The 17,522-nt window shown below is 66.5% G+C and carries 18 protein-coding genes and 1 tRNA gene; 6 read left to right on the top strand and 13 right to left on the bottom strand.

What is annotated here, in order from left to right:
• Positions 1-7: 7 nt before the first annotated feature.
• The 8 genes from mdcH to AC3FNH_RS10330 form a co-directional block, all read right to left on the bottom strand.
• On the bottom strand, positions 8-940 hold the full coding sequence (mdcH, locus tag AC3FNH_RS10295; RefSeq protein WP_488720067.1) for a malonate decarboxylase subunit epsilon: 933 nt from the start codon (positions 938-940) through the stop codon (positions 8-10).
• The gene (locus tag AC3FNH_RS10300) at positions 937-1,581 is read right to left on the bottom strand and encodes a malonate decarboxylase holo-ACP synthase (RefSeq protein WP_488719969.1); all 645 of its coding nucleotides are present in this window, start codon (positions 1,579-1,581) and stop codon (positions 937-939) included. The genes mdcH and AC3FNH_RS10300 overlap by 4 nt, the downstream gene beginning before the upstream one ends.
• Entirely contained in the window at positions 1,569-2,405 is an 837-nt protein-coding gene (gene mdcE, locus AC3FNH_RS10305; RefSeq protein ID WP_488719970.1) for a biotin-independent malonate decarboxylase subunit gamma, read from the bottom strand. The genes AC3FNH_RS10300 and mdcE overlap by 13 nt, the downstream gene beginning before the upstream one ends.
• Positions 2,402-3,262 (bottom strand): biotin-independent malonate decarboxylase subunit beta, encoded by an 861-nt coding sequence (locus AC3FNH_RS10310; RefSeq protein ID WP_488719971.1) that lies wholly within the window; start codon positions 3,260-3,262, stop codon positions 2,402-2,404. Before AC3FNH_RS10310 ends, mdcE begins: the two co-directional genes overlap by 4 nt.
• Positions 3,259-3,576, bottom strand: a complete 318-nt coding sequence (locus AC3FNH_RS10315) for a malonate decarboxylase subunit delta (RefSeq protein ID WP_276102277.1) — start codon at positions 3,574-3,576, stop codon at positions 3,259-3,261. The genes AC3FNH_RS10310 and AC3FNH_RS10315 overlap by 4 nt, the downstream gene beginning before the upstream one ends.
• 9 nt (positions 3,577-3,585) lie before the next feature.
• Entirely contained in the window at positions 3,586-4,509 is a 924-nt protein-coding gene (locus AC3FNH_RS10320) for a triphosphoribosyl-dephospho-CoA synthase (RefSeq protein WP_488719972.1), read from the bottom strand.
• Entirely contained in the window at positions 4,509-6,167 is a 1,659-nt protein-coding gene (mdcA, locus tag AC3FNH_RS10325; RefSeq protein WP_488719973.1) for a malonate decarboxylase subunit alpha, read from the bottom strand. Before mdcA ends, AC3FNH_RS10320 begins: the two co-directional genes overlap by 1 nt.
• 109 nt (positions 6,168-6,276) lie before the next feature.
• Complete coding sequence (locus AC3FNH_RS10330; RefSeq protein WP_488719974.1) at positions 6,277-7,194, bottom strand: LysR family transcriptional regulator; 918 nt, start codon at positions 7,192-7,194, stop codon at positions 6,277-6,279.
• Between the two features lie 364 nt (positions 7,195-7,558).
• Here AC3FNH_RS10330 and AC3FNH_RS10335 point away from each other — a divergent pair, with 364 nt between their 5' ends.
• The 4 genes from AC3FNH_RS10335 (at position 7,559) to AC3FNH_RS10350 (ending at position 9,438) form a co-directional block, all read left to right on the top strand.
• Positions 7,559-8,128 carry a phasin family protein gene (locus tag AC3FNH_RS10335; RefSeq protein WP_488719975.1) on the top strand — a complete coding sequence of 190 codons (570 nt, stop codon included), beginning with the start codon at positions 7,559-7,561 and terminating at the stop codon, positions 8,126-8,128.
• A 371-nt stretch (positions 8,129-8,499) separates the two neighbouring features.
• Positions 8,500-8,661, top strand: coding sequence for a hypothetical protein (locus AC3FNH_RS10340; RefSeq protein WP_276102271.1), 162 nt, complete (start codon positions 8,500-8,502; stop codon positions 8,659-8,661).
• Between the two features lie 11 nt (positions 8,662-8,672).
• A complete protein-coding gene (locus tag AC3FNH_RS10345) occupies positions 8,673-8,930 on the top strand; it encodes a hypothetical protein (protein ID WP_488719976.1) in 258 nt (85 codons plus the stop codon).
• Positions 8,931-9,228: 298 nt separating this feature from the next.
• Positions 9,229-9,438: a DUF2188 domain-containing protein gene (locus tag AC3FNH_RS10350; protein ID WP_488719977.1), complete on the top strand. Its 210-nt coding sequence runs from the start codon at positions 9,229-9,231 to the stop codon at positions 9,436-9,438.
• 155 nt (positions 9,439-9,593) lie between these two features.
• Here AC3FNH_RS10350 and AC3FNH_RS10355 read toward each other — a convergent pair whose 3' ends face one another.
• Both AC3FNH_RS10355 and AC3FNH_RS10360 read right to left on the bottom strand, forming a co-directional pair.
• On the bottom strand, positions 9,594-10,106 hold the full coding sequence (locus AC3FNH_RS10355; protein ID WP_276102268.1) for a DUF4142 domain-containing protein: 513 nt from the start codon (positions 10,104-10,106) through the stop codon (positions 9,594-9,596).
• Between the two features lie 163 nt (positions 10,107-10,269).
• Entirely contained in the window at positions 10,270-10,701 is a 432-nt protein-coding gene (locus AC3FNH_RS10360; RefSeq protein WP_276102266.1) for a PRC-barrel domain-containing protein, read from the bottom strand.
• Between the two features lie 379 nt (positions 10,702-11,080).
• Between AC3FNH_RS10360 and AC3FNH_RS10365 the strand changes: the two genes are divergently transcribed.
• Complete coding sequence (locus AC3FNH_RS10365) at positions 11,081-15,148, top strand: CheR family methyltransferase (protein WP_488719978.1); 4,068 nt, start codon at positions 11,081-11,083, stop codon at positions 15,146-15,148.
• A gap of 91 nt (positions 15,149-15,239) precedes the next feature.
• Here AC3FNH_RS10365 and AC3FNH_RS10370 read toward each other — a convergent pair whose 3' ends face one another.
• Positions 15,240-15,764, bottom strand: coding sequence for a hypothetical protein (locus tag AC3FNH_RS10370; protein WP_488719979.1), 525 nt, complete (start codon positions 15,762-15,764; stop codon positions 15,240-15,242).
• 182 nt (positions 15,765-15,946) lie between these two features.
• On the opposite strand from AC3FNH_RS10370, the gene AC3FNH_RS10375 reads away from it, so the two are divergent.
• Positions 15,947-16,522, top strand: a complete 576-nt coding sequence (locus tag AC3FNH_RS10375) for a recombinase family protein (RefSeq protein WP_276102261.1) — start codon at positions 15,947-15,949, stop codon at positions 16,520-16,522.
• A gap of 111 nt (positions 16,523-16,633) precedes the next feature.
• Here AC3FNH_RS10375 and AC3FNH_RS10380 read toward each other — a convergent pair.
• Both AC3FNH_RS10380 and AC3FNH_RS10385 read right to left on the bottom strand, forming a co-directional pair.
• Positions 16,634-16,720, bottom strand: a tRNA-Leu gene (locus AC3FNH_RS10380).
• 91 nt (positions 16,721-16,811) lie between these two features.
• Positions 16,812-17,183, bottom strand: coding sequence for a hypothetical protein (locus AC3FNH_RS10385; protein ID WP_276102260.1), 372 nt, complete (start codon positions 17,181-17,183; stop codon positions 16,812-16,814).
• Positions 17,184-17,522 lie beyond the last annotated feature (339 nt).

The following is a 17,522-nucleotide window of genomic DNA, read 5'->3' on the forward strand; positions in this document are numbered from 1 at the left end:
GGCGGATTCACTCCATTTGCCGGCCGCGCCGCATGATCGCGGCCAGCGTATCCACGCGCGTCCTGTCCGCGGCCATGACGATGCCATCCGCAAACACCGGCTGCGCCAGCCGCGTCAGCACATCGCCCGGCGGCGCTTCGATCACCACGCGTGCGCCGGTGGCGCAGGCCAGCAGCATGGTCTCGTGCCAGCGCACCGGGATCGCCATGTTGCGGGCCAGGTCGTCGGTGATGCGGCGCGGGTCGCGCAATTCACGCGCAAGGCTGGCGCTGAAGTAGCGCAGGCGGGGCGGCGACAGCGCAACGGCCGCCATGGCTTGCGCCAGCCCGGCGGAAGCGTCGTCCAGCAGAGGGCAGTGCGAAGGCACATGGATCGCGACAGGTTTGGCCGCCTGCGCACCCGCCGCCAGCGCCAGGGCCGATACCGCTTCCATGGCCGCGATGCTGCCGGCGATCACGATCTGCGCGGGCGCGTTGAAGTTCGCGAGATAGACCGGGCTTTGCGGCGCATGGACCTGTGCCACCAGCGGTCCGAGGCGCGTGCGCTCCAGCCCCAGGATTGCCGTCATGCCGTAGCCATGCGGATAAGCCCGCTCCATGAGTTCGCCACGCAGCCGGACGATCCGCAACGCGTCGGCAAATGACAGTACGCCGGCCGTGACGGCCGCTGCATAGGCGCCGATCGAAAGCCCGGCGACAGCATCGGCCTGTTCGCCTTCGTCCGCCAGGCAGCGTGCCATGGCGACCCCTGCGGTCAGCAGGCAAAGCTGCACCCAGATGGTCGAGCGCAGGCGCGCTGGCGTATCCATCCCGGCGGCGGGCATTTGCAGGACATCGGCCGCTTCCGCGAGCACGGCCGCAACGGCCGGGTGGTTGGGAAGATCCGCGAGCATCCCGGCCCGCTGCGAGCCCTGGCCGGGGAAGGTCAGCAGCACGCTCATGGCAGCGGCTGCCATGGGTTGGCGCACATCCTCGGCCCTTGCGAGGTCTTCAGCAGGACCTTGCCGCGCTGGCGCCGCCATTCGAGGAACGAGAAGCCGCCCTGCGGTGTGTCGACCTGGATGTCGATCTGCGCTGGTCCGGCGTCCTGCAGCGTGGCCAGCAGTTCGGCATCGGCCTGCAGCAGCGGACGGTCCGCATAGACGAGCAGGTCGAGGTCGCTTTGCGCATGGAGGACATTGATGCCGCTGGCGAGCGTGAAGCCGGCGCTCCCGCCCACGCCCCAGCGAATGTGCCGCGCGTCGAGCGCATCGGCAGCCGCGTCGAGCGAGCGGATGGCGGCGAGCGCCATGAGTTCGGGGCGCCGCCACGCGCGCGAAGCCGCGATGTCCATCGGTGTGACCACGCGTGCCACATCTGCGGGCGCGATCCAGGTGCCAAAGCGCTCGGCACGCACCGCGCCGCGCAGCCCGATTGGAATGGCATCTGCGCGACATGCGTCGCGGCGCACGACCACCGGCGTGGTAGCCAGCGCAGCCAGCGACACCCAGTCCGGCAGTGCGACGCCTGCCAGGCTGCTCCGGGGATCGGCCAGCCAGAGCAGGTCGTGCGGCGCCGGGCGGGCCGTGCTCAGGCTTGCCATTGCCGCCGCAGGCAGTCGCGCACCGCGCGCGACGCCTGGCGATTTTCGCCGTTTTGCCGGCCGGAGAGGTCACGCGCACTGTCGCGCCCGATATCCGCGAGTGCCGCCAGGATGGCATCGCGCGCGAGATGGATGTCCGCGGGCTGAGGCGCGTCGGCCGATGCCACGTCGATCAGCCGCCACAGGATGCCGAGCGTGGCGAAATTTCCGATGTCGTAGGCCATCGGCGGCACGGTGGCGGCCAGCGCCTCCAGGTCCTCGACCGTGCGCATGGTGATGCGCGCCGCGGCGTCCTTGCCCATGGCGTGCACGAGCACGCCGCTGTCGCGCAGCGCGATGATGCGGTTGGCCTGGTAGCCATGCGCGAGGAACGCGCCCGACATGGCTTTACCGACGATCAGCGCCACCACCGGATGCCCGGCCAGGCGCGCCTGCGCATACGCGGCGGCCGCGGCGGCCAGCGACTGGTGGATGCCCAGTGCTTCCTCGCGCCGGCCATAGGCCTGGCTCGGCGTATCGACCACCGCGACGATGGCGCGCTTGGCCGCGGCATCGCGATCCGCTTCCACCACTTCGCGTACGGCCTGGGCCAGCGACCAGCCCTCGACCAGCCCGACTTCGCCATTGCGCGCGCGTGGGAAGCGGTTCTGCGCATCGGGCACCACGGCGATCCAGCGGACCGGCGTGCCGGCCAGTTCGCCATCGGCGACCGTCACGGAGCGCGGGAAGCCATCGCGATACGACGCGGCTGGCGCCAGGGCACGCATCCAGCGCGCGCCACGGCTCACGTCCTGCTCCGGCAGGGTTTGGACGGTGGTGTTCATGCGTCAGACTCCCGATGGAAACGGCCAAGGAGGCGCTGCACGCCAGCCGGCGTAGGCTGGGTGCCGGCGTCATAATCCTGCAGCACGGCCAGCATTTCGCGGCAGCGCTCGCTGCGGGGCGTGGCCGCTGCCGCGGCGCGAAGCTCGCGTGCGACGGCGTCGCGCATGGCGGCGCAGTCGTCGGCGACGTAGACGTCAGCGAAACCCGTGGCCACGCGCTGCGCGCCGCCGGTAAAGGACCAGATGAACGGCCGGTCGCGCGAATCGTATTCCGCGATGCCGGCCTCCTGTTCGATCACGGCGGGTCCGTTCAGGCCTAGGCGACCCTCCTGCGTCATCACCAGCGACGTACAGAGACCGGCGGCGATCGACATGCCGCCGAAACATCCGACCTGCCCGGCGATGACGCCGACCACTGGCTGGTAGCGGCGCAGGTCGACGATGGCCGCGTGGATGTCGGCAATCGCCGCCAGCCCCAGGTTGGCCTCCTGCAGCCGCACGCCGCCGGTTTCGAGCAGCAGCACGGCGCGTGTCGGCACGCCGCGCCGGTTGTCCTCGGCGGCCAGCTCCAGCGCGCCGGCAAGCTTGGCGCCGCCGACCTCGCCGAGACTGCCGCCCTGGAAGGCGCCCTCGATCGCGAGCACCACGGCTGGCTGCCCGTCGATCTGCCCCTTTGCCACGATCACGCCGTCATCGCTTTGCGGCACGATGCCCTGGCGCGCAAGCCATGGCGAATGCAGGCCGTCGAACGGCCCCGCAAGCTCGCGGAAGGTGCCGGCGTCCAGCAGGGCGCGGGCACGTTCGCGCGCGCCCAGTTCGATGAAGCTGTCGCGGTTCAGCAAGGATGCGGTGCTCATGGCTGCTCCGGTTGTCCGTGCGCACCGAGCGCTTCGAAGGCTTCGGCCAGCCGCATGCCGACCACCCCTGGCGTGGCGCCGAAATCATGAATGCGGATCTGCATGGATGCTCGCGGTTCCGCCGCGAACACGCGCGCGAGCTGCGCGTCCCAGACGCGCGCGTAGCCGTTGACGGAAGTGGTGACATCCACGGTGGTGACGCCGCCGGTGCCGGGTTCGACCAGGACTTCGAGATCGCCCGAGCCCACGACGCCGACGAGCACGCGGGCCGCGGCAGGCGGTCCCGCCGGAAATTCAAAACGCAGTTGTTCCATGGAGGTCTCCTAGATTTGCCCCGTGCCGGAGCCGGACACACGTGCCAGCCGGTCGAGGAAGATCGTCGCGGCCAGCAGGTCCGCCGCGCCGCCCGGCGATGCGCGCCGGGCCAGCATGCCGGCGTCGAGTTCGCGCAGCAGGCGCCGTCCCGCGACCGTGCCGGTGCCGCCCGCCGCCAGTACGGCCTGCGCACCGGCCTGCATATAGGCCAGCCCCGCGCGGCCCGTGCGGGCCAGCACGCAGGTATCGTCCAGCCCGCTCATCAGCGCGAGCAAGGCGTTCAGGCGGGCCGCGGATTCGCTGTCGCCGCGCGCGCGGCTGTGCTGCAGGACCGGCAATGCGCGCCGCATGACATGCGGAAAGCCCGCGCGCGCCTGCGCCCTGGCACCGCCCACGCCATACGCCAGGCAGGCCAGCTCGCCCTTGTTGCCGGTGATGGCGGGGCGATGGCGGTCAGCCAGCCGCGCAATGGCGCCGGCGGCATCGCTGACCGCGCTGGCGCTGGCCCGCTCGCCGGCGGCTGCGAGCTGCGCGGCCGCGCCGACCAGCAGGCCGAGGCACCAGATGGCGCCGCGGTGCGTGTTCACGCCGCCGGTGGCGGCCAGCATGGCTGCTTCGGCTTCACGCCCGAGCGCGCCGAGCCGCTCGCGCAGCGCGTAGCCCACGCGTGCCGCGCGCGCGCCGGCCATTGCCATGGAGGCGAACGATGGCCCCAGCGCCTGCGCGGAGCGCAGCATCAGCGCCAGCGTCAGGTCGGCATGCGCGCCGCTGCCGCGGCTGTCGACCAGCCCGGGCTTGGGCGACAACCGTGCTTCTTCGACGATGGCGTCGACCGCCAGGCCGGCCAGCAACTGCGCATGCGTGGACTGGCCACCGATCGCAGGGGCCGCATTATTTCCGGCCCATATGGTGCTTGCCGCTGCGCCGCCCATTACCAGCTCCGGAAGCGTGCCGGCGGCGCGTACAGGCCACCAGACCATTCAACCAGGTCGGCCATGCTCTTGGCCGCGAGCAGGCTGCGCGTGGCCTGGCTGCGCTGCACGCCAAGGTCCTCGGGCAGCGCGATCAGGCCGTCGCTGCGCATGCGGCGCGTCTGTGCGGGATCGTGCTTCAGGCCGATCGGGGTCACGCCGGCCACGGCGGCGATCATCCGGCGCCGCTCTTCGAACGATTGCGCCTTGTAGAGGTAGGCGATGCCTTCCTCGGTCAGCACGTGCGTGACGTCGTCGCCGTAGATCATGACCGGCGCCAGCGGCATGCCGCTTTCGCGCGCGACGTCCACGGCGTCCATCGATTCGACGAAGGTCGGCTTGCCGCCGGCCTGGAAGGTCTCGACCATCTGCACCACGAGCTTGCGGCCGCGTGCGAGCGGATCGTCGGTCTCGATCAGGTCGAGCCACGCGGGCGTGGGGTGGCGGCGGCCCCCCGGGTTGTGGCCCATGTTCGGCGCGCCGCCAAAGCCGGACAGCCGGCCGCGCGTCACCGTGGACGAGTGACCGTCGCCGTCGATCTGCAGCGTCGAGCCGATGAAGAGGTCCACCGCATACTGGCCCGCAAGCTGGCAGAACGCGCGGTTCGAGCGCATCGAGCCGTCCGCGCCGGTGAAGAAGATATCGGGCCGCGCCGCGACGTATGGCTCCATGCCCAGTTCGCTGCCGAAGCTGTGCACGCTTTCGACCCAGCCGGTCTCGATCGCCGGGATCAGCGTGGGGTGCGGGTTAAGGGTCCAGTACTTGCAGATCCTGCCCTTCAGCCCCAGCGACTCGCCGTAGGTCGGCAGGATCAGTTCGATGGCAGCCGTGTTGAAACCGATGCCGTGGTTCAGCGACTGCACCTGGTGGCGTTCGTAGATGCCGCGGATCGCCATCATCGCCATCAGCACGTGCACGGGCTTGATCAGGCGCGGGTCGCGCGTGAACAGCGGCTCGCAGAAGAACGGCTGGTCGGCCTGCACCACGTAGTCGACCCAGGAGCCCGGCACATCCACGCGCGGCAGGCCGGCCGGGTCGTCGACGATCTCGTTGACCTGCGCGATCACGAGGCCGTCGCGGAACGCGGCGGCCTCCACCAGCGCGGGCGTATCCTCGGTGCTCGGGCCGGTGTAGAGGTTGCCGTCGCGGTCCGCCTTGTAGCCGGCGATCAGCACGACGTTGGGCACCAGGTCCACATACAGGCGCGCGTACAGTTCGATGTAGGTGTGGATCGCGCCGACTTCAAGCAGGCCGTCTTCCAGGAACTGCGAGATCCGGATGCTCTGCGCGCCCGCATACGAGAAGTCGAGCTTGCGCGCGATGCCGCGCTCGAACAAGTCCAGATGCTCCACGCGGCTGACGCTCGGGATGATCATGTGCAGGCCGTTGACGCGCCCGGGGCTGACCTGCGCCAGCGAGCGCGACAGGAAATCCGCCTGCTTCTGGTTGTTGCCTTCGACCACCACGCGATCGCCCGGGAGCAGCACGGCCTCCAGGAAGGCCACGATGTCGCCGGTCGGTATGCGCTTGCCCTGCGCGATAGCGGCGCCTTGCTGCTTGCGCCGCGCCTTGGCTTCTCTGCGGGTATTCCACTGACGCCCCGGGGTGGTGCTGGTCATCGTGTCTCCGGCTAGGTCTGTCTGATGGTGTCAACCATAATCAGGCGGAGACCGCGGAACAATCACGCGGGCGGCAGGATCGTTACGCTTGGCGAAAGCGAGCCGGGTGCTACTGTCCTTCGCGCATGGCCATGCGGCAGACGGCTGCCAGCGCCAGCAGGTTGGGATCGCGCTCGCGGCGGCGCAGGAAGCTCAGGCCGATGGTCTGGCGGATGGAGTCGTAGTCGGCGGCAAGCGGCACGAATGCCACATTGCGCGGGGATACGCCCTTCACGCGGCCAGGCAGCAGGGTGTAGCCGACGCCGCCGCCGACCAGGTTCATCAGCGAAAAGATATCGCCGACCTTCATGACAAGGTTGGGCTGGAAATCCGCGATCCGGAACGCCTCGGTAAAGCCGCGCGAGGTGGCGAACCCTTCGCTCAGCGACACGAACGGCTCGTCCCGGCAGGTACGCAGGTCCACGGCCGGCATCGCTGCATAGCGCGAGTCGGCCGGCGCTGCGAAGAATATCTCGTCTTCGAACAGGGGGATGGATTCGATCTCGGGGTCCGGCTCAGGCGTGGCCATCAGGGTGGCGTCGATGGCGCCCTGCTTGAGCATCTGCAGCAGGTCGGCGTTCGAGCCCAGCACGAGCTCGGTCTGCAGGTCCGGCCGCCGGGCCTTGAGGTCGATGACGATTCGCGGCACCGTCTGCGCCGTCAGCGAATACAGCGAGCCGATCTTGAGATGGTCGGCCAGGTAGCCGGCGGCCTCGCGCGTCGCGCGGATGCCGTCGGCCATGGCCTTGAGCACTTCGCGGGCCGTGTCCGCCAGCACATGGGCCGCATCGGTCGGGATCAGGTTGCGACCTTCGTGCCGGAACAGCGCGCAACTCGTGCCTTCCTCCAGCGAATGCAGCGCGCGGTGCACGCTGACCGTGCTGGTTTCCAGGATCTCGGCCGCCTTGGCCAGGTTGCCGGATTCCATGAACGCCAGCAGCGCTTCGAGCTTGCGGAAGGTGATCTCTTCGCCGATGCGGATTCTCATTGGGGGCGTAGTGAGGACGAGGCCCCTCATCTTAGCCGTGCGCGGGCCCACAGCGTGACAATGACCGCGAACAGGCAGGCGATGGTGCGGCGCATGGGCCACCCGATGCGGCCTTTAGCGCATTCTTCGAACAGGGCGAAGTGCTGTAAGCGTTGCAGCGTGCGTCAGTAAATACGACAAGTCAACCTTCGCTTCGAAAATAGGGCTGTCCATAAACGGGCTCTTTCGGACTAAGCTTCCCGCTATCACTTCGCGCGGAACTTCACTAGTCTCGTTCTTTCCACGACGCACAAGCCGACACCATCGGCCTCGTCAACCAGTCGCCACGTCAGGTCCGTGGCGACTCATCCTCAAGGAGACCACCATGCCAGAAGTCAATCTGCAGCCCGTATATGCAGCACAGGCAGCAGCCATGGATATCGTGTTCGGCATGACGACGAAGACCCTGGACGCCTGCCAAAAGCTCACTGAACTCGGCATGCAGACCATGAAGGGGACGATCGTCGACAGTCAGGAGGCGGTGCGCCAGGCACTTGCCGCCAGGAATCCGCAGGATCTGTTTGCGCTGCAGGCCACCGCGGCCGAACCCGCGGCCGAAAAGGCGCGGGCGTACTTCCAGCAGGTCCAGGAAATTGCGGCCGCCACGCGAGAGGAGTTTCAGAAGGTGGCAGCTGCGCAACTCGAAGCGAACAAGCGCGCGTGGCAAGAGATTTTCGACAAGCTCGCGCAGACGGCACCGGGTGGCTCGGATGGCGCACTGAACGCATGGCAGGCGGCCATGGCTTCCGGTATCACGCTGTGCGAATCGATGCAGGCGTCGACGAGACAGGCGGTGGAGCTGGCGGAGAGCCAGGTGGCGAACGTTGCCGCGGCGGCCGCGGCCGCCGCGCATAAGGGGAACTCGCAGTCGGAAAGGGCGGTCGCCAAGAGGTAGCGAGGGATCCTGCACCTGGGCCTTGGCCTCTGGCGCACCTGGCTGGTAAATCGGCTTGGCCGTCGGGGCCCAGGCAATCATCACTGCCTCATTGCCTCATCCCGGCTTCATCAGAGAACAAAAAAGAGCCCGCTCAATCACAAGCGGGCAACCATCGGGAATCGACGCTGCTTGGCGGCCAAGCGCCAGGCACGGCTCAAGCTTATGTCGGAATAGCTTCCTCAGTGATGTTCGAAATCTTTGCGTTCCGAACATAAAGCAGCCCATGACGATTCCCCTTGGTTTTCATAGCATGCAATCAACTGCTGCAAACTCCGGGTACCGCCATGACGCCAGGAAGATTTCGCGAACTGGTCATTCTGGATCGCTACATGAACGAACTGAAGGCCGAGATCCATCTGCAACAGCAGCGTGCCGCGCGACTGACGGATGCCGCCGAGTCCATGAAGGCCGCCGAGATGCTTGCGAGTCTTGAGCGTGCGCTGGCGGCGCTGGAGGTTCGCTTGAGTTCGACGCGGCCCGGCAGGGCGTAGCGAGGCACGACATGAGTTCGATGAGTTCGCTGGAGCTTTGGTGCATTGCGCTTGCCATTACGGGCCTGGTGCTGCTTGCACGCGTCTTTGCGATCTACCGCATCCGGGCCGCCTTCATGGCGGAGCCGGAACTCCGCGATGTCCTTTACAGCCGTCTGCCTGACTATGACGAAATGGCCTTCGCCCCCGAGCACTGGACGCGCTGGACAATCGGCGCGTGGCGAGCCTACACGCTGAACGCCCCCGAAGTCGAGAAGCGCCAGGTCTGAGCTGGCGCCGCACGCCCCTATAGCCGCTGACCGCCGCTGACCGCCGCTGACCGCTTTCGCTGCGCGGCACCACAGTAATTCTTTCAGGCCTTGCCAACCATTCTTGCGTGCCGCCCACACGGGGCATTGGGCGGCCGACATGCCTCGCTCCGGATGCCTGTGCAGCGGTGGCATGGACCATGCACGGCAATGGTCAGCTGCAGAAGCCGGTGCCAGCGGCAAGCAATCATCCGCTTACAGAAGGGCCGCATAGCGGCAGCCCGGCCAGGCGAGGGTGGCTTCATCCGAGGAGTTGAAGATGGCGGACGGTGTCGTAAAGGTGATCCCGATGACGGGCATGATGTGGGCAGTCGCCATGACGGACGATGGCAAGACCATGAAGACCGAAACCTTCGCTTGCCGGAGTGCTGCGATTGCTGCCGGCGTCCGGCTCGCGCTGCAGAACGAGTCGGTACTGCTGATCGAGGGACTTGGCGACGAATGTACCGGCACGGAGTCGATTCATTAGCGGCGTCGGATTCCGCCGCTTCGGCGCACCCTGCTACACGGTGCTGACGAGTACGTCAGCCACTACATGGAAGAGGAAGCAGGGAGCTGATCCGGAAGATGACCCGGCGCGCGGACCGGACATGGCCATGGCGCACCGGGGCGCTGCTCACGCGTTCACTTGCTTTTCGCCGCCAGGTTGCGCGCCATGTCGAGGTGGTGTTCGAGGGTCGGCAGCGTCTTTGTCGCGAAGGACTTGACGTCGCTATCGGTAGCGGTCTGGGAAGCCCGGCGGAACAACTCCACGGCTTGCATGTGCGCCTGTACGCCAACGCTGTCCGTATAGCGGCGGTCGAATGCCGCGCCGTTCAGGCCCTTGAGCGCGTCCAGCGTTGCGCTGTCCGAGGTGTCCGGCGCCGCCGGGAGCGCCACCTGCTTGCGGCTGGCAAGCTGCTTGAGTTCATCCGCCGCGGCCTGATGGTCCTTTATCATCCGGGCCGCAAAGTCCTTGACTGAACTGTCATTGGCCTTCTGCTGGGCCAGCCTGCTGGCATCGATCTCCATGGTCCCGGCCTGGGCGGCTTTCTTCATGAATTCGGTGTCGGACGCAGATGGCGCGGCGTGCGCGGGGATGACGACGAAGAACACCATGGCGGCGGCGAGATGTCCTGGGAAACGGGTAGCGGTCACGGCAAGCTCCTGTAGTGCCATCGGGCGGGATGCAATGCCTGTGCAAGCTTCATGCCCCTGGCCGCCCGCGCCGTGGCGATGCCGCGGTGCCTGGCATCGCAGCCAGGGCCCATGGCGCCCGCCACGGCCCCGGGTGCAACGCCAGGCATGCCGTCAACAGGGCTCACAACAGCGGCGGATTGCCAATCCAGTACGGCTCGCGCTCGTAGTAGCGATGCACTTCGGTCGCCCATTGCGGGTCGGCCATGCTGGGCCAGCTGTTCTTGTTGAAGCCCGGCGCGTTCTTGATGCGGTCTGCGGTCAGGCCCAGGCGGAAGCATTTCGCGTCCGTGTCCATGACCAGCGCCCCCCACGGGATCGCGTGCAGCGTATCGCCCATGCCGAGGAACCCGCCAGTCGTGAGGACCGCGTAGGCCACCCGGCCGCGCGGGACGTCGATCATGATCTCCTTGATCTCGCCGACGTGCTGGTCGTCGGATGAATAGACCTTGGTGTCGTCCAGGCTCGATGCCGCCATGACTTCGGGGCCGGGGCCTTCGCCGATACCGCTGCCAACGATGGCGGCGCCCTGATTCGAGGTGAGATTGGGATCCATTGCAGTCTCCGTACGGTTGCAGGTGCATTCGTGGAGCAACCCGCATGCCCGCCTGCCATGCCGCCGGTTTGACATCGCGATGCGGTGCGCAGGCGTCCGGCATGCTGGTGTGAGCGGAAGAAACTACAACCGCCGGTAATGACGCCGCAGCCGCGTATCAATGCCAAGGCGGGAAATGCGGAAAATGGGGGAAAAGGTGCGGCGTGTCGCGCAGTGCGGCCCGCGCGCCTGCCTCGCTGCCGCGCCAAGGCTCTTTGGCGCCACGCCATGCCGCGTCCCGCTTCACCGCGCTGGCGGTGCCACGCGGGATGCGCCGGCGAGGGATCAGCGTAGTAATATTTCCTTCTACCCACCATTTTCAGCAAGAATTTACGCACCAATGGCACCTTCCGAAGTGAAGTCGCTTCCAAGCCAGCTTTCCTTTCCCGTTGTCGGCATTGGTGCGTCGGCCGGCGGCATCGAAGCGCTCAAGACATTTTTCGAGGCCTTGCCGGGGCGCACCGGCGCGGCCTACGTGATCGTGGTACACCTCGCTCCCGATCACGCGAGCCATCTGCCCGCAATGATCGGCGCCGTGACTTCGATGCCGGTATTGCAAGTGAGCGACGTCACGGCCATCGAACCCAACAATGTTTACATCATTGCGCCGTCCAAGACGTTGTTGATGGTCGATGGCTACCTCCGCGTCGAATCGGAAGCGCAGCAAGGCAGCCGCCGCGCCGCCATCGACCTGTTCTTCCGTTCGCTGGCCGAGGCCCATCACGAACGTGCCGCGGCCATCGTGCTGTCGGGAGCGGGGGCCGATGGATCGGTCGGCATCACGCGCGTGAAGGAGCTGGGGGGCATCGTGCTGGCGCAGCAGCCCGAGGATGCGGCGTTTCCCAGCATGCCGCGTGCGGCAGTCAGTACCGGGCACGTCGACATCATCCTGCCGGTACCGGAGATGCCGCAGAAGCTCATGGAGTTCTGGTCCAACGTCAACCGCATCCACTTGACGTCGGATGAGGGCTCGGGCGACAGCGTGGCGGCGGCTGCCCCCGATACCGAGCACGTCCTGCGCGAGATCATGGTGATCCTGCGCACGCGCACCTCGCATGACTTCCGCCAGTACAAGCGCGCCACCGTCCTGCGCCGCATCGAGCGGCGCATGCAGGTGAACGGGCTCAGCGAGCTTGCCGAGTACCGCGACTTCCTGCACGCGAATCCCGACGAAACGCCGCTGCTGCTGCAGGACATGCTGATCAGCGTGACCAATTTCTTCCGCGACCGCGAGGCCTTCGATGCGCTGCGTACGGAGGTGCTGCCGCAGATCATCGAGCGCCGGCGTGCCGAGGGCGATCCGATTCGCGTCTGGAGCGCGGGTTGCGCCACCGGCGAGGAAGCCTACTCGCTCGCCATGCTGTTGCAGGAGGCGAGCGCAGACGCGGGGGAAGCCGTGCCGTACCAGGTCTTCGCGACCGACATCGATGAGCGGGCCATCGCAGTGGCACGTTCCGGGCTGTATCCGGAATCCATCCTTGCCGACGTCGATGCCGGCCGCATGCGCCAGTTCCTGGCGCGGGATGCCGGGCACTACCGGGTCAAGAAGGAGCTGCGCGAGCATGTACTGTTCGCGTTGCACAATGTGTTGCGCGATCCGCCATTCTCGCGGCTGGACATGGTGTGCTGCCGCAACATGCTGATCTACCTCGACCGGGAGGCCCAGCTCGAGGTGCTGCGCACCTTCCATTTTGCGTTGCGCCCGGGCGGCTACCTTTTCCTGGGCGGCTCGGAGGCCGCGGACAGCGTCGGCAACCTGTTCAGCGTGGTCGACAAGAAGGCTCGGATCTATCGCGCCAACGTGGCGGTGCGCGCCGAAGCGCCCATGCCGCAGGCGCCGGCGACCATGGTCTCCAGCCTGCCGATGATGGTCGCGCCGCACGCGGGGCGGCGCAAGTTCTCGTTCGGCGACCTGCACCAGCGCGTGATCGAGCAGCATGCGCCGCCCAGCGTGCTGGTCAGCCGCGAGTCGAACATCGTTCACCTGTCGGACCGTGCCGGCCGCTTCCTGCAGTATGCGGGCGGTGAACCGTCGCACAACATCATCGCGGCGGTGCGCCCGGAGTTGCGGCTGGAGCTGCGTACCGCGATCTTCCAGGCCCTGCAGGCGAACCACAGCGTGGAAGCGCGCCGCGTGCAACTCCAGCGCGATGGCCGGTCCTTCTACGTGAACATGATCGCGCGGCCCGTCCATGATGTCGAAGCCAACGCGGACTTCGTGCTGATCCTGTTCGACGAGGTCGAGGACAGCATGGCCGAGGCGGATGCCACCGCGTCAAAGCCGCAGCGCGACCCGATGGTCAGCCAGCTGGAAAGCGAGCTGCAGCGTACCAAGGAGCAGCTGCAGGCCACGATCGAGCAGTCGGAGACCTCGACCGAGGAACTCAAGGCGTCGAACGAGGAACTGCAGGCCATTAACGAGGAACTGCGTTCCGCCACGGAAGAACTCGAGACCAGCAAGGAAGAGCTGCAATCGATCAACGAGGAGCTTACGACCGTCAATGCCGAGCTCAAGTCGAAGGTCGAGGAAACCAGCAAGATCAACGACGACCTGCAGAACCTGATCACGGTCAACGACATCGGCACGATCTTCGTGGACCGCAATATCCGCATCAAGCGCTATACGCCTCGGGCCACGGATGTGTTCAGCATCATCCCGTCGGATATCGGACGGTCGTTGCTCGACATTACGCACCGGCTCGAGTACGACAAGCTGTCGGACGATGCCGCCGAAGCCTTCGATTCGCTGCGGCTGATCGAGCGCGAGGTGCGCAGCAGCGACGGCCACTGGTACCTGGCGCGTTTTCTGCCCTACCGGACCACCGAGGACCGTATCGACGGCGCCGTGCTGTCGTTCATCGACATCACGTCTCGCCGTGCCGCGGAGGAGCGTCTTCGCGATGGCGAGCAGCGCATGCGCATCGTCGCGGAAAGCACGCGCGACTACGCCATCATCACGTTCGACGACGACGGTCGCGTCACGAGCTGGAATGTCGGCGCGCAGCGCATCTTCGGCTACGACGAGGCGGAGATGCTGGGCAGGGCGGCTGATGTCCTGTACACGCCCGAGGACCGTGAAGAACGCGTGCCGGCAGAGGAGATGGCGCAGGCCCGCAAGTACGGGCGTGTCGAGGAAGACCGCTGGCACGTGCGCAAGGACGGCACGCGCTTTCGCTCCAGCGGCGTGCTGTCGCGGCTCGAAGGCGGCGGCATCAGCGGTTACGCCAAGATCGCGCGTGACCTCGACGAGGCGCTGCCGCAGGGCGCGCCGCGCAATGAGTCGGCCTGGCGGCACGACGAAGACCAGGCGCGGCGCGACGAATTCCTGGCCGTCGTTTCGCACGAGCTCAAGCACCCCCTGAACCTGATCAGCGCGAGCAGCGAACTGATCTCGCGCTCGACTGAGGCCCGGCGCAATCCGCTGATTGCGCGTGCCACGGCGACGATCCAGCGCACGGTGCAGAACCAGGCGCAAATCATCGACGACCTGCTCGATATGTCGCGCGTGCGCACCGGCAAGCTCTCGCTCACGCGGGAGGCGCTGGACTGGCGCGAAGTCGTGCAGCGCGTGTGCGAGGCCGTGTCCGATGACGCGGCGCGCAAGCACCTGACGCTGCACTGCGAACTGCCCAAGACGCCTGTGTGGATCCATGCGGATGTCACGCGCATCGAGCAGGTGGTCTGGAACCTGATCAGCAATGCGCTCAAGTTCACGCGTGACGGCGGCAAGGTCGACGTCAAGCTGGAGAACGAGGGCGAGCGCGCCAGGCTCATCGTGCGGGACAGCGGTCATGGCATCGAGCCGCAGGCGTTGCCCCATATCTTTGACATGTTCCACCAGGGGGGCGGCCCGCGCGGCCGGCAATCCGGTCTTGGCATCGGGCTGTCGCTGGTCAAGGAACTGGTGACACTGCATGGCGGCACGGTCAGCGCGGATTCCGCCGGCGTTGGCCTTGGTGCCACCTTTACCGTAGCGTTGCCGGCAGGTGCCAGCCTGCGGCCCGACGATGGCGAGGGGCCGGTGACCGCGTCATTGCTGCGCGGCATGCGCGTGATGCTCGTGGACGACGATGCGCCCACGGTCGAGACGTTCCGGATGCTGCTCGAATCGGAAGGCGCCGTTGTCCAGGTTGCCACGGACGCCCAGGCGGCGCTCAGGGAAATGGAGTCGAATCCGCCGGACCTGCTGCTGTCCGATCTCGGCATGCCCGGCATGGACGGCTACGAACTTCTGCGAGCAGCCCGCCAGCTTTCTGGCCTGGCAAACCTGACCGCAGTCGCGCTCAGCGGCTACGGGCAACAGCGCGACGTCGACGCGGCGCTGCAGGCGGGCTTTGATGCCCATGTGTCCAAGCCCATCGTGCTGGACACCTTGCTGACCACGCTGATGCGGCTTCGCAAGGGCTGAAGCTGTCACGGCGTCTGGAACCAGCCCGCACTTCGGGTCTCTTCGGGCTGGTTCCACGCCTCGATCTGTTTTCCTCTCCCTGCCGCCCTGCCTAGCGGCTTCGCGGCCGGGACCGCGAAGCGGTGGCAAGCTGCTGCCGCAGACGGTTGCGCTGCTTGCGCAACGACGTCACGGTCTGGCACAAGGTGTGCAACAGCATCTCGGTGAACTCCGTCGGCAGGCCATCCGCGCGAAGCTGTCGCGCGAAACGAATTTGCCTGCGGAGGTTGCCGCGCACTTCGCAGATATGTCTTTCGATGTCCAGTAGTTGCCTGGCCGCACAGTCTGGGGCTGTGCGCGTGCTGGGGGTGGCTTTCGGCTTCGGCGTACCGGAATGGTCGCTGCCGGAAGGAGCGGGCGAGGCGGCTGGCGAGTCGGAGTGCGTGTCGATCCAGCTCTTCGCCCACGCCAGCCCCTGGGCCTGGGCGCGTTCACGGGTCCGGAAGAGGCCCAGGGTGCCCGACTGCACAAGCACAGCGCCTGCTTGCACCACGCTACCTGCCGCTTGCCAGGTATCGTCGGACAGCAATGTCGCGGAACCTTCGACGATATGGTTATAGTACTGTTGCGTCGTCATCGGCACTTTTCTGTCTCCAGTGGCAGTTGGCCCGCATGCATGGGTGCAAAGGGGCCTTGTATTTATTTCTGCTCGATGAAGAGATGGTAAGGAAGGTTATCGGCGCCGGCATATCATCGAGCTGTCAGGAATGCTACGATTCCGGACAGTAGCATGCCGCCCGGAAGCGGCAAGGAGATCAAATGCCGTCCGTGTATCTCTATACGAACCAGGCAGGCAGCCTTGGCGAATTCGAAAGCGAATGCATGGCGCTCGATGCCGCGGGTTACGTGGTCAATATCGGCAACGCCTGGTGGGAGCGCGCATCCGGGACGGGCCCGGCCGTGCAGCGGCCCGCATTCCTGCAGCTACTGCAGCGCTTGCGCGCCGGAGACACTATCGTGACCGCGACGCTCGCGAGCCTGGGCTGCAATCTGCGCGACGTCATTGCCACGGCGCAGCGCTGCCATGAGTTGGGCGTCCGGGTACATTGCGTGGAAGTGGGCGATGAAGACCTGAGCGCACCCGGCTCCGCAGTGCTGCGGACGCTGCAAGCGGTTGACGGGCTGGAGCGGCAAGGGCGCAGCGCGCGCATGAAGCAGAGCGCGCAGGAAGCCGTCAGTCGCGGTGCCCGGCTGGGCCGCAAGCCTTTGCTCGAGCCTCACACGCACGAGGAAATCCGTGCCGCGATTCGCGTCGGCACACCGATCAGCGAACTGGCCCGTACGCTGCGCGTGTCGCGCCAGACCATCATGCGGATCCGTGACGGCTGGTCATGAGTACCGCGCGGGTTCTGCCCTCCGCGCACGTCATTGGCGTTTGACGCTTCCATAGGTGTTTCCTGTGCGCCAATGAAAAAAGGCTTGCCGAAGCAAGCCTTTTCCAAATCTTGGTGCCCAGGAGAGGACTCGAACCTCCACAGTGTTGCCACCGCTAGGACCTGAACCTAGTGCGTCTACCAATTCCGCCACCTGGGCAAGTGAGCTGCACATTGTACCAGAGGATTCGCAGAATGCAAGCGATGCGCCGCTAAGACTCCGCTGAGACCCCCCAAAGACCCATATCGCGCTAGGACTGGGGCGGCCGCAGGTGTTCCTGCAGCCGGGAGAGCTCCAGTGCGATGCCGTCCGGAAAACCCTGGCGGCCTCCGCGCTTGTCGATCAGCAGGTCTTCCAGGTACGCAAGGATGCCGTCGGGGTGGCTCCACAACGCAGCGAGCTGGTTGCCGATGCGCGGAAAGCGGCGGCACAGTTCCAGCGGCCGGGCTTCAGGCGGCAGCGCGGCCAGCCAGCGTATTGCCGTGGGGGTCAGTGACATCGTGTCGGGCGGCACGGGTCGCCGCAGGCTGGGCCAGTCCGGCTCGGCCTGCGCGGGTGGTGCGCCGTCCAGGATCTGCTTCGCTTCCTCCACGGAAACGAATTCAAATGAGATGGGTTCCATGCCGGTCAATTCGGAAAAGATGCAAACAAAGGCCAGGGCCTGCCTTATACAGTTACGGTTCTTCCGGCAATTTACTGAAGCCGAGCGTCCTGCGGCAACACCTTACTTTCCGCCCATTCGCCACGTCGCAATATTCGGGTTTGTGCCAGCTTTCGCCGGCGGTGGCATTGGAGTCTACTGGAATCGCGCACAAGACGTGGCTGGACGGAAGATCGGGCTGCAAGTGTTTAGTGTTGGTGTTGGCCCATCGCCTCCCGGTCGGATATGGATTCCTACGGAGACTACAACATGGTGACCAAGCAGGAAGACGCCTTCATTGTGAAGAACCTGATCGCGCTG

This window comes from Cupriavidus sp. 22TCCZM01-5, assembly GCF_057798915.1.

What these genes read in the sequence shown, in the direction of transcription:
- AC3FNH_RS10335 (WP_488719975.1), top strand. Translation starts at nt 7,559, where the DNA reads ATGCCAGAAGTCAATCTGCAGCCCGTATATGCAGCACAGGCAGCAGCC.
- mdcH (WP_488720067.1), bottom strand. Translation starts at nt 940, where the DNA reads ATGAGCGTGCTGCTGACCTTCCCCGGCCAGGGCTCGCAGCGGGCCGGG.
- AC3FNH_RS10320 (WP_488719972.1), bottom strand. Translation starts at nt 4,509, where the DNA reads ATGGGCGGCGCAGCGGCAAGCACCATATGGGCCGGAAATAATGCGGCC.
- mdcE (WP_488719970.1), bottom strand. Translation starts at nt 2,405, where the DNA reads ATGAACACCACCGTCCAAACCCTGCCGGAGCAGGACGTGAGCCGTGGC.
- mdcA (WP_488719973.1), bottom strand. Translation starts at nt 6,167, where the DNA reads ATGACCAGCACCACCCCGGGGCGTCAGTGGAATACCCGCAGAGAAGCC.
- AC3FNH_RS10330 (WP_488719974.1), bottom strand. Translation starts at nt 7,194, where the DNA reads ATGAGAATCCGCATCGGCGAAGAGATCACCTTCCGCAAGCTCGAAGCG.
- AC3FNH_RS10310 (WP_488719971.1), bottom strand. Translation starts at nt 3,262, where the DNA reads ATGAGCACCGCATCCTTGCTGAACCGCGACAGCTTCATCGAACTGGGC.
- AC3FNH_RS10370 (WP_488719979.1), bottom strand. Translation starts at nt 15,764, where the DNA reads ATGACGACGCAACAGTACTATAACCATATCGTCGAAGGTTCCGCGACA.
- AC3FNH_RS10345 (WP_488719976.1), top strand. Translation starts at nt 8,673, where the DNA reads ATGAGTTCGATGAGTTCGCTGGAGCTTTGGTGCATTGCGCTTGCCATT.
- AC3FNH_RS10385 (WP_276102260.1), bottom strand. Translation starts at nt 17,183, where the DNA reads ATGGAACCCATCTCATTTGAATTCGTTTCCGTGGAGGAAGCGAAGCAG.
- AC3FNH_RS10360 (WP_276102266.1), bottom strand. Translation starts at nt 10,701, where the DNA reads ATGGATCCCAATCTCACCTCGAATCAGGGCGCCGCCATCGTTGGCAGC.
- AC3FNH_RS10300 (WP_488719969.1), bottom strand. Translation starts at nt 1,581, where the DNA reads ATGGCAAGCCTGAGCACGGCCCGCCCGGCGCCGCACGACCTGCTCTGG.
- AC3FNH_RS10315 (WP_276102277.1), bottom strand. Translation starts at nt 3,576, where the DNA reads ATGGAACAACTGCGTTTTGAATTTCCGGCGGGACCGCCTGCCGCGGCC.
- AC3FNH_RS10350 (WP_488719977.1), top strand. Translation starts at nt 9,229, where the DNA reads ATGGCGGACGGTGTCGTAAAGGTGATCCCGATGACGGGCATGATGTGG.
- AC3FNH_RS10340 (WP_276102271.1), top strand. Translation starts at nt 8,500, where the DNA reads ATGAACGAACTGAAGGCCGAGATCCATCTGCAACAGCAGCGTGCCGCG.
- AC3FNH_RS10375 (WP_276102261.1), top strand. Translation starts at nt 15,947, where the DNA reads ATGCCGTCCGTGTATCTCTATACGAACCAGGCAGGCAGCCTTGGCGAA.
- AC3FNH_RS10365 (WP_488719978.1), top strand. Translation starts at nt 11,081, where the DNA reads ATGGCACCTTCCGAAGTGAAGTCGCTTCCAAGCCAGCTTTCCTTTCCC.